General features: G+C 54.3%; 18 protein-coding genes. 8 read left to right on the top strand and 10 right to left on the bottom strand.

Translation table 11 applies throughout. The features are described from left to right. Window positions 1-16: 16 nt before the first annotated feature. From fieF to cpxP, 3 genes are all read right to left on the bottom strand, one after another. On the bottom strand, window positions 17-919 hold the full coding sequence (fieF, locus tag GVJ63_RS20290; protein WP_033786471.1) for a CDF family cation-efflux transporter FieF: 903 nt from the start codon (window positions 917-919) through the stop codon (window positions 17-19). A 239-nt stretch (window positions 920-1,158) separates the two neighbouring features. Then, a complete protein-coding gene (locus GVJ63_RS20295) occupies window positions 1,159-1,314 on the bottom strand; it encodes a general stress protein (protein ID WP_010258211.1) in 156 nt (51 codons plus the stop codon). A gap of 455 nt (window positions 1,315-1,769) precedes the next feature. Further along, complete coding sequence (cpxP, locus tag GVJ63_RS20300; RefSeq protein ID WP_010258214.1) at window positions 1,770-2,279, bottom strand: cell-envelope stress modulator CpxP; 510 nt, start codon at window positions 2,277-2,279, stop codon at window positions 1,770-1,772. A 148-nt stretch (window positions 2,280-2,427) separates the two neighbouring features. Between cpxP and cpxR the strand changes: the two genes are divergently transcribed. The 3 genes from cpxR to trmL are packed head-to-tail and all read left to right on the top strand — an operon-like array spanning window position 2,428 to window position 5,011. Continuing rightward, window positions 2,428-3,126, top strand: a complete 699-nt coding sequence (gene cpxR / locus GVJ63_RS20305; RefSeq protein ID WP_009088062.1) for an envelope stress response regulator transcription factor CpxR — start codon at window positions 2,428-2,430, stop codon at window positions 3,124-3,126. Further along, complete coding sequence (gene cpxA / locus GVJ63_RS20310; RefSeq protein WP_010258221.1) at window positions 3,123-4,502, top strand: envelope stress sensor histidine kinase CpxA; 1,380 nt, start codon at window positions 3,123-3,125, stop codon at window positions 4,500-4,502. Before cpxR ends, cpxA begins: the two co-directional genes overlap by 4 nt. A gap of 35 nt (window positions 4,503-4,537) precedes the next feature. Then, window positions 4,538-5,011: a tRNA (uridine(34)/cytosine(34)/5-carboxymethylaminomethyluridine(34)-2'-O)-methyltransferase TrmL gene (gene trmL, locus GVJ63_RS20315; RefSeq protein WP_010258223.1), complete on the top strand. Its 474-nt coding sequence runs from the start codon at window positions 4,538-4,540 to the stop codon at window positions 5,009-5,011. On the opposite strand, the gene cysE is transcribed toward trmL, so the two are convergent. From cysE to GVJ63_RS20340, 5 genes are all read right to left on the bottom strand, one after another. Then, on the bottom strand, window positions 5,008-5,829 hold the full coding sequence (gene cysE, locus GVJ63_RS20320; RefSeq protein WP_010258225.1) for a serine O-acetyltransferase: 822 nt from the start codon (window positions 5,827-5,829) through the stop codon (window positions 5,008-5,010). The two genes, trmL and cysE, sit on opposite strands and share 4 nt — an antisense overlap. A 68-nt stretch (window positions 5,830-5,897) precedes the next feature. Then, window positions 5,898-6,914 carry an NAD(P)H-dependent glycerol-3-phosphate dehydrogenase gene (gene gpsA / locus GVJ63_RS20325; RefSeq protein WP_200843130.1) on the bottom strand — a complete coding sequence of 339 codons (1,017 nt, stop codon included), beginning with the start codon at window positions 6,912-6,914 and terminating at the stop codon, window positions 5,898-5,900. Further along, window positions 6,914-7,384: a protein-export chaperone SecB gene (gene secB / locus GVJ63_RS20330; protein WP_010258229.1), complete on the bottom strand. Its 471-nt coding sequence runs from the start codon at window positions 7,382-7,384 to the stop codon at window positions 6,914-6,916. The genes gpsA and secB overlap by 1 nt, the downstream gene beginning before the upstream one ends. A gap of 38 nt (window positions 7,385-7,422) precedes the next feature. Further along, window positions 7,423-7,677, bottom strand: coding sequence for a glutaredoxin 3 (gene grxC, locus GVJ63_RS20335; protein WP_010258231.1), 255 nt, complete (start codon window positions 7,675-7,677; stop codon window positions 7,423-7,425). A 19-nt stretch (window positions 7,678-7,696) separates the two neighbouring features. Then, complete coding sequence (locus tag GVJ63_RS20340; RefSeq protein WP_010258234.1) at window positions 7,697-8,128, bottom strand: rhodanese-like domain-containing protein; 432 nt, start codon at window positions 8,126-8,128, stop codon at window positions 7,697-7,699. 252 nt (window positions 8,129-8,380) lie between these two features. Between GVJ63_RS20340 and envC the strand changes: the two genes are divergently transcribed. The 4 genes from envC (at window position 8,381) to GVJ63_RS20360 (ending at window position 12,826) form a co-directional block, all read left to right on the top strand. Next, entirely contained in the window at window positions 8,381-9,682 is a 1,302-nt protein-coding gene (envC, locus tag GVJ63_RS20345) for a murein hydrolase activator EnvC (protein WP_159227301.1), read from the top strand. A gap of 3 nt (window positions 9,683-9,685) precedes the next feature. Beyond that, a complete protein-coding gene (locus GVJ63_RS20350) occupies window positions 9,686-10,588 on the top strand; it encodes a divergent polysaccharide deacetylase family protein (RefSeq protein ID WP_159227302.1) in 903 nt (300 codons plus the stop codon). A 104-nt stretch (window positions 10,589-10,692) separates the two neighbouring features. Then, the gene (locus GVJ63_RS20355) at window positions 10,693-11,922 is read left to right on the top strand and encodes a glycosyltransferase (RefSeq protein WP_010258244.1); all 1,230 of its coding nucleotides are present in this window, start codon (window positions 10,693-10,695) and stop codon (window positions 11,920-11,922) included. Continuing rightward, complete coding sequence (locus GVJ63_RS20360; RefSeq protein ID WP_039387216.1) at window positions 11,915-12,826, top strand: hypothetical protein; 912 nt, start codon at window positions 11,915-11,917, stop codon at window positions 12,824-12,826. Before GVJ63_RS20355 ends, GVJ63_RS20360 begins: the two co-directional genes overlap by 8 nt. Window positions 12,827-12,854: 28 nt before the next feature. On the opposite strand, the gene tdh is transcribed toward GVJ63_RS20360, so the two are convergent. After that, the gene (tdh, locus tag GVJ63_RS20365; RefSeq protein ID WP_010258251.1) at window positions 12,855-13,883 is read right to left on the bottom strand and encodes an L-threonine 3-dehydrogenase; all 1,029 of its coding nucleotides are present in this window, start codon (window positions 13,881-13,883) and stop codon (window positions 12,855-12,857) included. A 10-nt stretch (window positions 13,884-13,893) separates the two neighbouring features. After that, window positions 13,894-15,090: a glycine C-acetyltransferase gene (locus GVJ63_RS20370; RefSeq protein ID WP_010672085.1), complete on the bottom strand. Its 1,197-nt coding sequence runs from the start codon at window positions 15,088-15,090 to the stop codon at window positions 13,894-13,896. A gap of 230 nt (window positions 15,091-15,320) precedes the next feature. Between GVJ63_RS20370 and rfaD the strand changes: the two genes are divergently transcribed. Then, the gene (gene rfaD, locus GVJ63_RS20375; RefSeq protein WP_010258257.1) at window positions 15,321-16,253 is read left to right on the top strand and encodes an ADP-glyceromanno-heptose 6-epimerase; all 933 of its coding nucleotides are present in this window, start codon (window positions 15,321-15,323) and stop codon (window positions 16,251-16,253) included. Window positions 16,254-16,261 lie beyond the last annotated feature (8 nt).

Genomic DNA, 16,261 nt, shown 5'->3' on the forward strand with positions numbered 1-16,261 from the left:
ATTTGATTCATTTAAGTTAAAAACCTAAAGAATCCTCTCTCTCGAACGGTACCACAGAACAGGGATCCTGATGGATAATTACGTCTGACCCGGGAAATTCTTTGCGTAACGCCTTCTCAACCTGATCGGCTACCCGATGCGCCTGCACCAGTGGCAGCTGATCTTCCAGTTCCAGATGCAGCTGAATAAATTTGGTCGGCCCGGACTGACGGGTTCGCAGATCATGAACGCCCTGCACCTGCGGCCAGTTTGTCGCAAGCGTCAGGATTTGCTGCCGTTCCTCTTCCGGTAACGCGCGATCCAGCAATGACTGAACCGCCTCGTAGCCCATACGCAGTGCGCTGTAGAGAATAAAAATACCAATGCCTAGCGCAAACAGGGCATCCGCCCGGGTAAAGCCATAGCTGCTCAGCACCAGCGCAACCAAAATAGCGCCATTCATGATGACGTCGGACTGATAGTGCAGCATGTCAGCCCGGATCGCCTGGCTGCGGGTTTTACGAACCACCCAGCGCTGAAAGGCCACCAGCACCAGCGTTGAGCTCAGCGCCACCACGGTCACTACAATACCGACGCCGGGCGCCCGCAACTCATTGGGCGTCGCCAGATGCTGCAGGCCGGTCAGAAACAGAAACAGCGCCGACCCGGAAATAAACATACTTTGCGCCAGCGCTGCCAGCGACTCCGCTTTGCCGTGCCCGAAAGTATGATCTTCGTCAGCAGGCTGCAGTGCATAACGCACCACCAGCAGATTGGTCAGCGAGGCGGCGATATCCACCAGTGAATCCACCAGAGAAGCCAGTAAACTCACCGAACCGGTGTACCACCAGGCAAAAATTTTCACGAGCAACAGCACAGACGCAAGAATGGTCGCGCCGAGCGCAGCACGCTTTACCAGTCGGCCATAAGAGGGTTGCATGCCAGGTTCCCTGTGCGGCATCAGTGATGATGCGCACCAAAATGAATGAATGGCTCAAGTTTAACATCGTGAGACGGGCACTGCTTAGCGGGTCGATCAACGGATCAGGCTTTTTTGGGAAGGCGCGACAGGTACAAAAAAACAAGCCCCGGCCTCTGTAGGAGGACGGGGCAAAGTGTCATACACATCAGTACCAGGCCACATTCAGGCCCAGGTCTGGGCTGAGAAAGAGGCGGCGACTACTTTTTGCCGCCTTTTTTCCCGGCTTCTGATGCTTTTTCACGATCGTTTTTGAAATTTCCGCCGCCGCTACTCTGGCCGCCTTTCTTACCGGCTTCAGACGCTTTTTGCGGGTTATCTGCGAAATTACCTGAACCACCACGATGCTCTGCCATAACTTACTCCGTTAATAGATTCATTCAGGACTACATAATGTGGTTGCTGCTCCCTGAGACTTCGCAAAGACACTTAACTTCCCTGCAGTGACAGGATTAAGTGTAGAGGGTGCGCCTGAACCGGCAAGCGTAACGCGGGGGATTTATCTCATTGAAAAATATAATTAAAGTTTTCTATGCCTGCCTGTAATTCATTCACTTTCAGTGAGTTATAATATTTAACAGGCGGTAAAACCCTTACCGGTACGCTTAAATTTAAGTCATGACCTGAATAGTAAGAAATCGATGAGACTTACCCATAAAAGCTCAACAAGCGCTAATCAAACAGGGGTTTTATTGCGGGGTGATGATTCCAGTCAAAATAAAAAAAGTGAAAAAAAGATAAAAAAAACCCCCACCATCATGGCGGGGGAAGACAGGGATGTGTCTATGGCAAGGAAAACAGGGATACTATGTTACTGGTTACTGCTGGTACTACTCACTGCCTGCAGCGATGACGCTGACTGCAAATTCGAAAACTGTCGCAGCTCATTAAGTCGCCGCTGGTAATTCTGCTGTAACGCCGACTGCTGGGCTGGCGTTAGCAGCTGGAACATTTGATTCTGTACGCGCGCCATCTCGACCTGCTGTTCAACCTGAACTCTGGCGATCACTTCCGCCTTCTCGCGGATGGCCGCTTCGTTAAACTGGTCTGCAGTCACTAACTCATGTAGTGCTGCGATATCGTCAATATGGACGACCGGACGCTCATGTCGGGCCTGTTGCATCAGGTCTCGCATCTGCTGACGTTGCTCTTCAGTCAGCTCGATGCCATCGAACATGTGGCTTTGCGGATTTTGCGTCATACTGCCTGTCGGCAATCCGCCATGATGCATCTCGTCAATCGTCGTCGCATCTTTAGCACCTGCGCTGGCGACACTCAGAGCCATCGCTGAGGCAAGGACGACGGCGGTTAATTTGCGCATCGTGTACTCCAGTTCGTTCCGTTTTGCGATTCAACGAGAGCCAGTGTACGGCGACAGCTGCAAACATCCGTCAGGGGGTGTAAAACTACGTAAAGCGATGGATAGGTGCGCCAGGAACACGGTATTTTGCCTGCGGAGGGCTACAAAAATGAATAAAATCCTGTTGGTAGATGACGATCGCGAATTAACTTCGCTTTTAAAAGAACTGTTAGAAATGGAAGGGTTTGAAGTGGTGGTAGCCAGCGATGGTGAACAAGCGCTGAACCTGCTCGATAACTCAATTGATCTGCTTTTACTGGATGTCATGATGCCGAAGAAAAACGGTATCGACACCCTGAAAGAACTGCGTCAGCAACATCAAACCCCCGTCATCATGCTAACGGCGCGCGGCAGCGAGCTGGATCGCGTACTGGGCCTCGAACTGGGCGCAGATGACTATCTGCCTAAGCCGTTTAACGATCGTGAACTGGTGGCGCGTATCCGCGCTATTCTGCGGCGCTCAAACTGGAGTGAACAGCAGCAGCAACACGACAATAGCTCGCCCACGCTGGAAGTGGACTGCCTGCGTCTCAATCCCGGCCGTCAGGAGGCCAGTTTTGATGATGTCACGCTGGATTTGACCGGCACGGAGTTCACCCTGCTCTATCTGCTGGCGCAGCATCTGGGCCAGGTGGTGTCGCGTGAGCACCTGAGTCAGGAAGTGCTGGGCAAACGCCTGACGCCTTTTGACCGCGCTATTGATATGCATATCTCCAATCTGCGTCGCAAGCTGCCTGAACGCCGTGACGGCCATCCCTGGTTCAAAACCTTACGTGGCCGCGGCTATCTGATGGTTTCGGCATCATGATTGGAAGTCTGACCACCCGTATCTTCGCCATCTTCTGGTTGACGCTGGCGCTGGTGTTGATGCTGGTGCTAATGGTGCCCAAGCTCGATTCACGACAGATGACCTCGCTGCTGGAGAGTGAACAGCGGCAGGGCATCATGATTGAGCAACACGTCGAAGCAGAGCTATCACAGGATCCCCCTAACGATCTGATGTGGTGGCGTCGTCTGTTTCGGGCAGTGGAAAAGTGGGCACCGCCGGGTCAGCGGCTGCTGTTAGTGACGAGTGAAGGTCGGGTGATCGGCGCGCAACATAACGAAATGCAGGTTATCCGCAATTTTATCGGCCAGTCTGACAATGCCGATCATCCGCAGAAGAAGAAATATGGTCGTGTTGAGCTGGTAGGGCCTTTCGCCGTTCGGGATGGCGAAGATAACTACCAGCTTTACATGATTCGTCCCGCCAACAGTTCCCAGCTCGATTTCGTGAATCTGCTGTTTGACCGTCCCCTGTTACTGCTTATCGTCACCATGCTCATCAGCTCACCGCTGCTGCTCTGGCTCGCCTGGAGCCTGGCACGTCCGGCACGTAAGCTGAAATATGCTGCCGACGAAGTCGCAAGCGGAAACCTGCGTCAGCATCCGGAACTGGAATCGGGCCCACAGGAGTTTCTGGCGGCGGGTTCCAGCTTTAACCAGATGGTCAGTGCGCTGGAGCGGATGATGACCGGTCAGCAACGTCTGTTATCAGATATCAGCCATGAACTTCGTACCCCGCTCACCCGTCTGCAACTGGCTACCGCGCTGCTGCGTCGGCGTCAGGGTGAAGGCAAAGAACTGGGCCGCATTGAGATGGAAGCACAGCGTCTTGATGGCATGATTAACGATCTGCTGGTGCTGTCCCGCACCCAGCATAAAAATGCGCTGGTCAGCGAAGCGATGAAGGCGAATCAGTTGTGGAATGGGGTGCTGGAAGATGCCCGCTTCGAAGCGGAGCAGATGGGCAAGAAGATGGATATTCCCTATCCGCCTGGCCCGTGGCCGCTTTATGGTAATCCCCATGCGCTGGAGAGTGCGCTGGAAAATATCGTACGCAATGCGCTGCGCTATTCCCACACCCATATCAGCGTCAGCTTCTCCGTCGATATTTCCGGCATCACGGTACACGTTGATGACGATGGTCCTGGCGTGAGTCCGGAAGATCGTGAACAGATTTTCCGGCCGTTCTACCGTACCGATGAAGCACGCGATCGCGAATCAGGCGGCACCGGTCTTGGCCTGGCGATTGTTGAAACGGCAGTGCAGCAACACCGCGGCTGGGTTAAAGCGGATGACAGCCCATTGGGCGGCCTGCGTCTGACCCTCTGGTTGCCGCTCTACTCCTCCGCTCGTCAATAATTTGTTATGCTTCGGCCCCTGTCATCGGGGGCCTTATGCTTAACATTGTCTTGTTTGAACCAGAAATTCCGCCGAATACCGGCAATATCATCCGCCTGTGTGCCAATACTGGCTTTCAGCTTCATCTGATTCAGCCGCTTGGTTTTGCCTGGGATGACAAGCGTTTACGCCGCGCCGGGCTGGATTACCACGAATTCACTGCCATTAAATTCCATGCCGACTATCAGGCGTTTATCGCCTCAGAGTCGCCTGAGCGTCTGTTTGCGCTGACGACCAAAGGTACGCCCGCACACAGTGCCGTAGCGTATCAGGCTGGCGATTATCTGCTGTTTGGCCCGGAGAGCCGTGGACTTCCGGCTGAGATCTTAGCGGCGTTACCGGCTCAGCAGAAAATCCGTATCCCGATGAAAGCGGAAAGCCGCAGTATGAATTTGTCGAACGCCGTATCGGTGGTGGTCTATGAAGCGTGGCGCCAGCTTGATTATGCGGGCGCGCTGATTAAAGACTAGATGCCGTCGCCAAACTGAAAACCCGCCAGGCTGCCATTAAAGTGCTGATCCATATCCATCGACGGCTTTTCACTGCCTGGCTTACCAACGATTCGCGCGGGTACGCCTGCTGCAGTGGTGTGCGGCGGCACGGGCTGTAACACCACGGAACCGGCACCGATTTTGGCTCCCTTGCCAACTTCAATATTGCCCAGGACTTTCGCACCGGCACCAATCATCACCCCTTCACGGATTTTCGGGTGACGATCGCCGCTGGTTTTGCCGGTTCCGCCCAGCGTAACCGATTGCAGGATCGAGACATCATTCTCAACCACGGCGGTTTCACCAATCACAATGCCTGTGGCATGGTCGAGCATGATGCCGTGGCCGATGTTGGCGGCGGGATGAATATCGACGGCAAAGGAGACGGAAATTTCATTCTGCAGATAAACCGCCAGCGCGCGCCGGCCTTCATTCCACAGCCAGTGACCAATGCGGTAGGCCTGTAAGGCGTGAAAACCTTTGAGGTAGAGCAGCGGCGTGGAGTATTTATCGACTGCCGGGTCACGCTGGCGCACCGCCTGAATATCGTACGCCGCTGACATAATCATCGACGGATCTTCACGGTAGGCTTCTTCAACGATTTCACGAATGGCGATGGCGGGCATAATCGGGTTAGCCAGCTTGTTGGCCAGCATATAACTCAGTGCACTACCGAGATTTTCATGCTTGAGCAATGTCGCGTGGAAGAAGCTGGCCAGCATCGGCTCACAATCAGCCAGGGCGCGCGCTTCTGCTTTGATATTATTCCAGACCAGTTCTAACTCATCAGACGACATTGCTGTTTTCTCCCGATAAAAAAAGCGCCTGAATGGGCGCTGCAGGTGATGATGCTACGCGTCCTGCGTTAGCCAGTGCTGTTTTCGTCCTTCCTTGTTCGTCCCAGCAGACTCAATGCTGCATCTCTCGCCGGTTTTTCGCAATACAGCACCTGATAAATCTGCTCGGTGATCGGCATTTCCACACCAAAACGGGCAGCCAATGCTTTGACTTCTTTGGTGTTTCTGTAGCCTTCTACAACTTGTCCGATAATGCGTTGCGCGCTATCTACATCCTGGCCCTGGCCCAGCATCATGCCAAAACGACGGTTACGCGACTGATTATCGGTACAGGTCAGCACCAGATCGCCCAGACCCGCCATCCCCATAAAGGTGGTGGGATCGGCACCCAGCGCGGCGCCCAGCCGGCTCATTTCAGCCAGACCACGGGTGATCAGTGCGGTACGTGCATTCGCGCCAAAACCAATCCCGTCAGAGATCCCGGCCCCGATAGCAATCACGTTTTTTACCGCGCCGCCCAGCTGTACGCCGATGAAGTCAGGGTTGTTATAAACGCGGAAGCTCTTACCGCAGTGCAGCTTCTGCTGCAGATCCTCAGCAAACTGCGCATCCGTTGCGGCCAGCGCGATAGCCGTCGGTAATCCGGCTGCCAGCTCTTTCGCAAAGGTCGGTCCGGAGATTACTGCCAGCGGAATGTCATCGCCGACAATTTCCCGCGCCACATCCTGCAGCAGACGTCCGGTCTCTTTTTCCAGCCCTTTGGTCGCCCAGACAATACGCGAGTCTGACCGCAGATGAGGCTTGATCTGCTGCAGCACCTCGCCAAACACATGACTCGGCACCACGATCAATAAATCGCGGCTGGCAGCAATAGCTTTGGTCAGATCAGGTTCAAGAGAAAGATGGTCGGGGAACGGGACATCAGGCAGGAAAGCGGTGTTGCAACGGTCAGTCTGAAGCTGCGCCAGATGCGCCGGGTTATGTCCCCACAACAGCACCGGATGGCCGTTGCGGGCCAGCGTAATCGCCAAAGCGGTGCCGTATGAACCGGCACCGATGACGCTAATCGAAGCGTGAGTTGTCATCAGGCATCCTGATGTGGTTCAGCACCTTCTTCACCTTGCTGCTGCTGCAGGTAGTTCATGAACAGCGCATCAAAGTTAACCGGTGCCAGGTTCAGCTGCGGGAAGGTACCACGTGATACCAGGCTGGTAATGCATTCGCGTGCGTACGGGAACAGGATGTTCGGGCAGTATGCGCCCAGGCAGTGTGCCATCTGCGTTCCTTCAATACCGCTGATGGTGAAAATACCGGCCTGCTGAACTTCACACAGGAAAGCGGTCTCTTCGCCCACGGTGGCGGTTACAGTCACACGAAGTACCACTTCGTAAACTTCGTCAGCCAGCTGAGAAGATGCAGTGTCCAGATCCAGTTTAACGTCCGGTTCCCACTCTTTCTGGAAAACCTGCGGTGCATTTGGCGCTTCAAAAGAGATGTCTTTGGTGAATACGCGCTGAATCTGGAATTGCATTTCGTTGGTGTTATGTTCTGACATGTGACCAAATCCTATGTATGAGATTGTCCGGCGTAAAATTACGCCTGCAGTAAGGGATCTAAACCTTCGCGATTATCGAGTGCGAATAAGTCGTCGCAGCCACCAATGTGCTGCGCATCAATAAAAATCTGAGGCACGGTGGTGCGGCCGCTACGCTTGATCATCTCTTCGCGTTTCGCCATGTCTCCATCAATGGGGATCTCCTGAAACGATACGCCTTTTTGCGTTAACAGCGCCTTCGCCCGATGGCAGTAAGGACAGGTCGCCTTGGTATACACTTCAACATTTGCCATGATCAGCACCTCTGTAAGATTATTTGCCGCGAACTAACGGCAGATTTTCGCCGCTCCAGCCACTGATACCATCTTTCAGCACTGAAACCCGCTCAAAGCCGGCCGCGCTGAGATGCGCAGCAGAATCACCCGCGCTTTGTCCGGTTGCACACACCACAATTATGGGCTGCGCTTTATGCTTTGCCAGTTCGTCGATGTTGCCTTTTTTAATCTCAGCGGCTGCGACATTCAGCGCACCTGAAATATGGCCTCTGCGGAAATCGTCGCGCGAACGCACGTCTACAACTACCGCGTCCTCTTTGTTAATCAGGCGGGTTGCTTCACCGCGGCTGATCGTTTTTACCTTAGAGAACATTCCTTTAACGGTAGTCACAATCACCAGAACGAGTAAAACGACCCATGCCAGACTCAGGATGGGGTGATTGCTTGCAAACTGCATAATTTCTTGCATGAGGGGTAACGACTCCAGACCGGGCTAATAAGCTAAAACAAGGGTTCTGAGTATACCTGCGCCACTTCGCATGTACAGATGCTATGCGGCCAGAGTATCGATTTGTGCTTCATTTTCCAAAAAAAGTGGCTGAATAGCAAAAATGGCGTAAGGCTTAATCCATGTCATTGTGAAAGTGGACATAACTGGAAAAGCAAATGCCAGTGGGGAGCACTGGTAAGCGGCGGTTCATCGTGGAATAATCATTGGCCTATGAAGGGAAAAACAACCGTTTCGCACACAAGGACCCGTTCCAACGGCGATAACCTGCCGTTGTTCACACACTTGTCCAGCCTCTCCCTTAGCCTGCTTTGTGCGGGGGCACTGTTATTGCCTGCCGCCGCCGTTAGTGCAGAAGACAGCAAATCTCAGCTGCAATCTATTCAGCAAAACATCGCTGAAAAAGAGAAAAGCGTTAAAGCGCAAAAGTTGCAGCGCAGCAAATTACTGGATCAGTTGCAGAGCCAGGAAAAAATCATCGCTCAGGCGAGCCGTCAGTTGCGTGACACCCGCAATAGCCTCAACGCCCTGAATGATGAAATCAAACAGCTTGCCACCTCCATCGCCCGCCTTGAAAAACAGCAAACCCAACAGGAAAACCTGCTTTCAGAGCAGCTTGATGCGGCGTTTCGTCAGGGTAAGCACAACGGTGTACAGCTGTTGATGGGCGGTGAAGAGAGTCAGCGCAGCGAGCGTATTCTGGCCTATTTCGGCTATCTGAATGCGGCGCGCCAGAAAAGTATCGAATCGCTGCAACAGACGCGTCAGGATTTGGCTCAGCAACGCGCCACGCTGGAGCAGAAGCAACAGCAGCAGAAAGGCTTATTAGCGCAGCAGCAGGGCCAGCAGCAGAAGCTGCAACAGGCGAGCGAAGCGCGGAAAAAAACCCTGACGACACTGGAAAGCGCGCTGGAAAAAGATCAGGCCGATCTGGTCGAGATGCGTCAGAACGAAAGCCGTCTGCAGGATAAGATCGCCCGTGCGGAACGCGAGGCGCGCGAGCGCGCCGCCCGTGAAGCGCGTGAGGCGGAAAAAGTGCGTCAGCGTCAGGCGCAGGCGAAAGCCAAAGGCTCCAGCTATCAGCCGACCCAGAGCGAACGCGAACTGGTGGCGCGCACCGGTGGACTTGGTCGCGCGGGCGGGCAGGCCTTGTGGCCGGTACGCGGACGCATTGAACATCGTTTTGGTGAACAGCTGCAGGGTGAACTGCGCTGGAAAGGACTGGTGATTGATGCGCGCGAAGGTACCGAGGTGAAAGCTATCGCCGATGGCCGCGTGCTGATGGCCGACTGGTTACAGGGCTACGGCCTGGTGGTCGTGCTGGAACATGGTAAAGGCGATATGAGCTTGTATGGCTATAACCAAAGTGCGCTGGTGAGCGTGGGTACGCAGGTGAAGGCAGGACAGCCTATCGCACTGGTGGGCACCAGTGGTGGCCGCGGTACTCCGTCGCTCTATTTTGAAATCCGACGTCAGGGACAGGCCGTCAATCCACTCCCGTGGTTAGGAAAATAGGTTTTGCTGCAACTTCGAAAAATCCCCGTTCTGTTGAGCGCCCTGCTGTTCAGCTACGCTGCGCAGGCGGGCAAACTGGCCATTGTCATCGATGACGTAGGCTATCGCCCTGCCGAAGAGAACAAGGTCCTGCAGATGCCGCAGGCCATTTCAGTGGCGGTTTTGCCCAACGCGCCACATGCCCGTGAAATGGCCACCAAAGCGCACCAGAGTGGTCACGAAGTGTTGATCCATCTGCCCATGGCGCCGCTGAGCAAGCAGCCGCTGGAAAAAGATACCTTAACGCCGGAGATGAGCAGCGAAGAAGTTACCCGCATCATGCGCAATGCGGTTAACAACGTGCCTTATGCCGTAGGTCTGAACAACCATATGGGCAGCAGGATGACCTCCAGCCTGCCTGGCATGCAGAAAGTGATGCAGGCGCTGAACCACTACAATCTCTACTTTCTGGATAGCATGACCATCGCTAACAGTCAGGCTGTTCCTGCCGCACAGGGCACCCAGGTCAGGGTATTAAAACGCCGGGTATTTCTGGATGACAGCCAGGATATTAATGCCATCCGCCAGCAGTTCAGTCGGGCGGTGAAACTGGCGCAGCGCGACGGTTACGCCATTGCCATTGGTCATCCCCACCCTAACACCGTGCGGGTGCTGCAGCAGATGTTACCTACATTGCCAGCCGACGTTACGCTGGTTCGCCCCAGTCAGCTGCTGAACGAATCACTCCGCAGCAACTCACGGCCGCCTGTGGCGCCGACAAAACCGGTGACACCGCGCTTCCAGCCTGCAGACCTGTGTAAACCGAAACAGCCTCTGGCGTCGGTTCCTGCCACCCGAGCCTTAACGGTAATAGCTGAAAGTGTGAATAACAGCCCGCTGTTTAACACGCTAAAAAATCTGTTCTGAATTTGCTATGAATGCTAAGTGTTCAGCTTAGCGTTCATTTATACGCAGAAATTACTATAATCCTGGGTCGGGCGATAACGTGCTGTGCGGGAACAGTGATAGGGATGACGATTATTAAACAAAAAATCCTGCTGCTGGATAACGGCAGAGAGTGGGGCGGCGGCACCAACAGTATGCTGGAGCTGTTGAAGCGTATCGATCGTCAAAAGTTTGATATCACCTGCTGCTTCTATCACAACTACAGCCGTGGCAACGACGAAACCATTGAGGCCACGCTGAATGCGCTGGCTATCCCGGTCTTTTTTATTCCGCAAATCAGGCAGCCACGCTGGGCAAAGTTTGTTAAAGAAGTCGCGCGGGCACTGCTGTTTTTTAATAAAAAGCTCAAGAAGCGCGCCATCGATCAGATTGATACTCACTGGCGCATTATGCCCAATGCCAGCAAAATCAATTCACTGCTGCAGCTGGGAAAGTTTGACACGCTCTATATGAATAACCAGCCCAGCACCAATGTGGAAGGTTATCTGGCGGCGCGCAGCCTGGATGTTGCGGTAGTGCAACACTGCCGTATCGATCCGGTACTGGAACCGCGGCTGGTCAGCATGGTCAATCAGGATTGCCAGGCGATCATTGCCGTGTCACAGGGCGTGAATAACACCCTGCGCAGCCACGGTGTTGATGCGGAACGCTGTTTTACCGTCAATAATGCTATCGACATCCACCAGCCTCTGCCCGACCGCCTTGAAGTACGCCAGCGCTTTAAACTCTCCCCTTCGACCTTTGTGTTCGGCACGATTGGCTCGCTGATATTGCGTAAATCTAATCACCATATTCTGCAGGCACTGGGCCGTTTTAAACGTGCTAATCCCGATGCCGACTGGAAGATGGTGGTGGTCGGAGCAGGTCCGGAACTTCAGCATCTGCTGCAACTCGCTACCGCAGAGAACATCCAGCAGCATGTGGTCTTTACGGGCTTTCAGAACAACGCGCTGGATTACCTCACCGCCTTTGATGCGTTTATTCTTGCCTCACGCAGTGAGGGCTTACCAAGGGTTGTGCTGGAGGCGATGCTGGTGAATACCGCCGTAGTGGGATCCCGCGTGGTCGGCACTGCCGAATTGATCAGTCATGACGAAACCGGGCTGCTGTTTGACTATGGCAACGTGGTGCAACTGACCCAGCATCTGACCGCGCTGTGGCAGGATGCGGATTTACGTCAACGCCTGATCAATGCGGCAGCGAAACGCGTACGTGAACAGTACGCTATTGAAACTTATATCAGCGGCGTCGAGAATATTTTGCAAAGCGTCGTGAAAAAGAAACCTCATGCTTAATTTTTTAAATCCCCGTTATCGCCATATCAGGGCGAGTCATAACCTGCCTTATTCGCATAAAGAGGTTCAGGGCACTGTACCGGTCACTTCTGTCGTGATCCCCTGCACCGGCGCGGACTATATCGAAGAAGCCCTGCTCAGTGCCGATTTTGCGGCGCGCTTTGCGACAGAGGCTGAAGAGATCGTAATTGTCAGCGATCAGCCGGCTCACGCCTTTGGCAGCCTGCCAGTAAAAACCCGCGTGGCAACGCTGGATGTCCCGCATCGGGAAGAGAGCTATCGCTACAAGCAGATCTATCGCAGTCGTTTGATTAAATTGCAGGCGCCCTTACAGGCTAAAGGCGACGGCATTCTGATGATCGATTCCGACCTCAATCTGCTTAAGATGCCCGAGATTATGATGAAGCCCGGCCATCTCTATTCCAGTTTTCGTCAGGGGAAAATGATTGCCAAGCTGGCTGATGCGCCGGAAGAGGCGATCCCCGCCTACTACCCGCACAGTATCCGGCCCTGGCTGGTGGATCACGTGAATGGGGCTTACCTGGCTGCCACCCGTGAAGTCTGGCAGCGCATTTCGCCGCTGTGGCTGACGCTGTTTAATGATACCTGGAATTTAATGAACGACAGCCAGCCGCCTACTGACCAGCTGCCGCTCGCGGTGTTGCTGGACATGCTGGATATTAAAACCGTCAATCTGGGCGAATGGGCTAACTGGCCGGTCTCAAAGAAAATTGGCGGTCAGTCGGCGGTGATCCCGCCTGAAGTGGTAGGCGCACATGGCGGCTTTCCGCTGTCGGAATGGCAAAAATACCTCGCCGATCCGCAACAGCCGCTGAACTTTAAAGGTCAGGACTACACGCGCAAAGTGCGCTACCTGACCGATGAAGAGAAAAAACAAAGCTAATCATGCGGCCGCCCTGGCGGCCGTTGTTTTAATCCCAGCTCAGTATCACTTTTCCCGAGCGTCCTGAACGCATCTCATCAAAGCCCTGCTGGAAATCGTCGATTCCATAGCGATGGGTAATAACCGGCGTTAAATCAAGCCCGGACTGGATCAGCGCCGCCATTTTATACCAGGTTTCAAACATCTCCCGGCCATAAATGCCCTTGATAAAAAGCCCTTTGAAGATCACCTGATTCCAGTCGATCGCCATTTCACCCGGCGGGATGCCCAGCAGTGCAATCCGCCCTCCGTGATTCATTACCTCCAGCAATGAACGGAAGGCAGGCGGTGCACCAGACATCTCCAGTCCGACATCGAATCCCTCCGTCATGCCCAGCGAGTGCATCACGTCTCGCAGATCCTCATTCGCCACATTGACCGCGCGCGTGACGCCCATTTTGCGCGCCAGTGACAGACGATACTCATTGATGTCTGTGATCACCACGTTACGTGCGCCGACATGGCGACAGACCGCGGCGGCCATGATGCCGATAGGACCCGCGCCGGAGATCAGCACATCCTCACCCACCAGATCGAACGATAGCGCGGTATGCACGGCGTTGCCGAACGGATCAAAGATTGCCGCCAGCTCATCGGAAATGTTGTCGGGAATTTTGAACGCATTGAAGGCCGGGATAACCAGATACTCCGCAAAGCAGCCCTGGCGGTTAACGCCTACACCCATTGTGTTACGGCATAAATGCGTTCGCCCGGCACGGCAATTACGGCAATGTCCGCAGGTGATGTGCCCTTCGCCCGAGACCCGATCGCCAATCGTAAAGCCTTTCACTTCCTGTCCTATCGCAACCACTTCCCCCACATATTCATGACCGACAATCATCGGTACCGGAATGGTTTTGCGCGACCAGTCATCCCAGTTGTAGATATGGACATCGGTACCGCAGATAGCGGTTTTGCGAATCTTAATCAGCAAATCGTTGTGACCCGGTTCCGGAACCGGCGCATCGGTCACCATCCAGATGCCCGTTTCCTTCTTCAGTTTGGCGAGTGCTTTCATGACGGACTCCTCAGGCGATAACGCCCAGTTGTTTGCCGATCCGGGTAAAGGCCGCCACCGCACGTTCCAGCTGTTGCTGGGTATGCGCCGCAGAGATTTGGGTGCGAATGCGTGCCTGACCTTTTGGCACCACCGGATAGAAGAAGCCGGTCACGTAGATGCCTTCCTGTTGCAGCAGGCGGGCGAACTCCTGGGCGACGCTGGCTTCACCCAGCATCACCGGGATAATGGCGTGATCGGCTCCCGCCAGCGTAAAGCCCGCCGCCGTCATCTGCTCCCGGAAGTAACGGGCGTTGTCCCACAGACGCTGACGCAGCCCGTCGCCTTCACTGAGCAGATCCAGCACCCGCAGCGAGGCGGCAACAATGGCCGGGGCCAGCGAGTTAGAGAACAGATAGGGACGGGAACGCTGGCGCAGCCACTCCACCACTTCTGCTTTTGCGGCGGTGTAGCCACCGGAGGCGCCACCCAGCGCTTTACCCAGCGTGCCGGTAATGATGTCGACCCGGCCCATCACATCGCAATATTCATGGGTTCCGCGTCCGGCGTTCCCGACAAAGCCCACCGCATGGGAATCATCCACCATCACCAGCGCAGAGAACTCGTCGGCCAGATCGCAGATAGCGGGCAGATTCGCAATCACCCCATCCATTGAGAAGACCCCATCGGTGGCGATCAGAATATGACGCGCGCCTTTATCGCGCGCTTCCTGCAAGCAGGCGCGCAGCTGCGCCATATCGTTATTGGCATAGCGGTAACGCTGCGCTTTGCACAGCCGGACGCCATCGATAATGGAAGCGTGGTTCAGTGCATCAGAGATGACGGCATCCTGCGCATCGAGCAGGGTTTCAAACAGACCGCCATTGGCATCGAAACAGGAGGAGTAAAGAATGGCATCCTCCATGCCGAGAAAGTCTGCCAGCCGCTTTTCCAGCTGCTTATGACTATCCTGCGTGCCGCAAATAAAGCGCACCGACGCCATACCAAAACCATGCGAATCCATCCCCTCTTTCGCCGCCTGAATCAGCGCCGGATGGTTCGCTAAACCTAAGTAGTTATTGGCACAGAAGTTAATCACCGCCGGGTTATCGCCAACCGCGATCTCCGTCTGCTGGGCAGAGGTGATGATCCGCTCCTGTTTAAACAGTCCTTCCTGACGTGCATCATCAAGTTGCTGACGAAGTTGTTGATAAAATTGCGCAGGCATCATTGCTCTCCTCAGATGGCAAAAATCTGGCATATCTTACTGAACAGGCCGCTTCTTCACGATAAATCGCCCAACAGAATGTCATTTTTGCAGCATAGTTCACGCCACAAGGATGTACGCACAAAGCGTTACAGAGTCATCTGGCTGTCTGCACCCTGATGAAATGTTATGATGTGAGGTATTCGTGTGTGAAACCTCCTGTTTCACCCCACAACGTTGAAGGTAACAACATGATTATCGTAACTGGCGGCGCAGGAATGATTGGCAGCAACATCGTCAAAGCGCTGAACGATCGCGGTCACACCGACATTCTGGTGGTGGATAATCTGAAGGATGGCACCAAGTTTGCCAATTTAGTCGACCTGGATATCGTCGATTACATGGACAAAGAAGAGTTCCTGATGAGCGTGATGGCGGGCGATGATTTAGGCCCGATCGAAGCGGTGTTCCATCAGGGCGCCTGCTCCTCCACCACCGAGTGGGATGGCAAGTACATGATGGAGAACAACTATCAGTACTCCAAAGAGCTGCTGCACTTCTGTCTTGAGCGCGAGATCCCGTTCCTCTACGCCTCTTCCGCAGCGACCTACGGCGGACGCAACGAGAATTTCATTGAAGAGCGTCAGTATGAGCAGCCGCTTAATGTGTATGGCTACTCCAAGATGCTGTTCGACCATTACGTCCGTCAGATGCTGCCGGAAGCGAACTCGCCGGTATGCGGCTTCCGCTATTTCAACGTCTATGGACCGCGTGAAGGCCACAAGGGCAGCATGGCAAGCGTGGCCTTCCATCTGAACACGCAGATCAGCAACGATGAAAATCCAAAACTGTTTGAAGGCAGCGACGGCTTTAAACGTGATTTCATCCACGTTGATGATGTTGCGGAAGTGAACCTGTGGTGCTGGGAAAATGGCGTCTCCGGGATTTACAACTGTGGCACAGGCCGCGCCGAGTCCTTCCAGGAAGTGGCTGACGCAGTACTGAAGTTCCACCAGAAAGGTCAGATCGAGTACATCCCGTTCCCGGAAAAACTCAAAGGACGGTACCAGGCCTATACTCAGGCCGATCTCACTAAGCTGCGTGCCGCCGGCTACGACAAGCCATTTAAAACGGTGGCGCAGGGCGTCGCTGACTATATGGTCTGGCTGAACCGTAACGCATAAAGGAAGCT

This window comes from Pantoea sp. 18059 (genome assembly GCF_902706165.1).
Classification (GTDB): Bacteria; Pseudomonadota; Gammaproteobacteria; order Enterobacterales; family Enterobacteriaceae; genus Pantoea; species Pantoea agglomerans.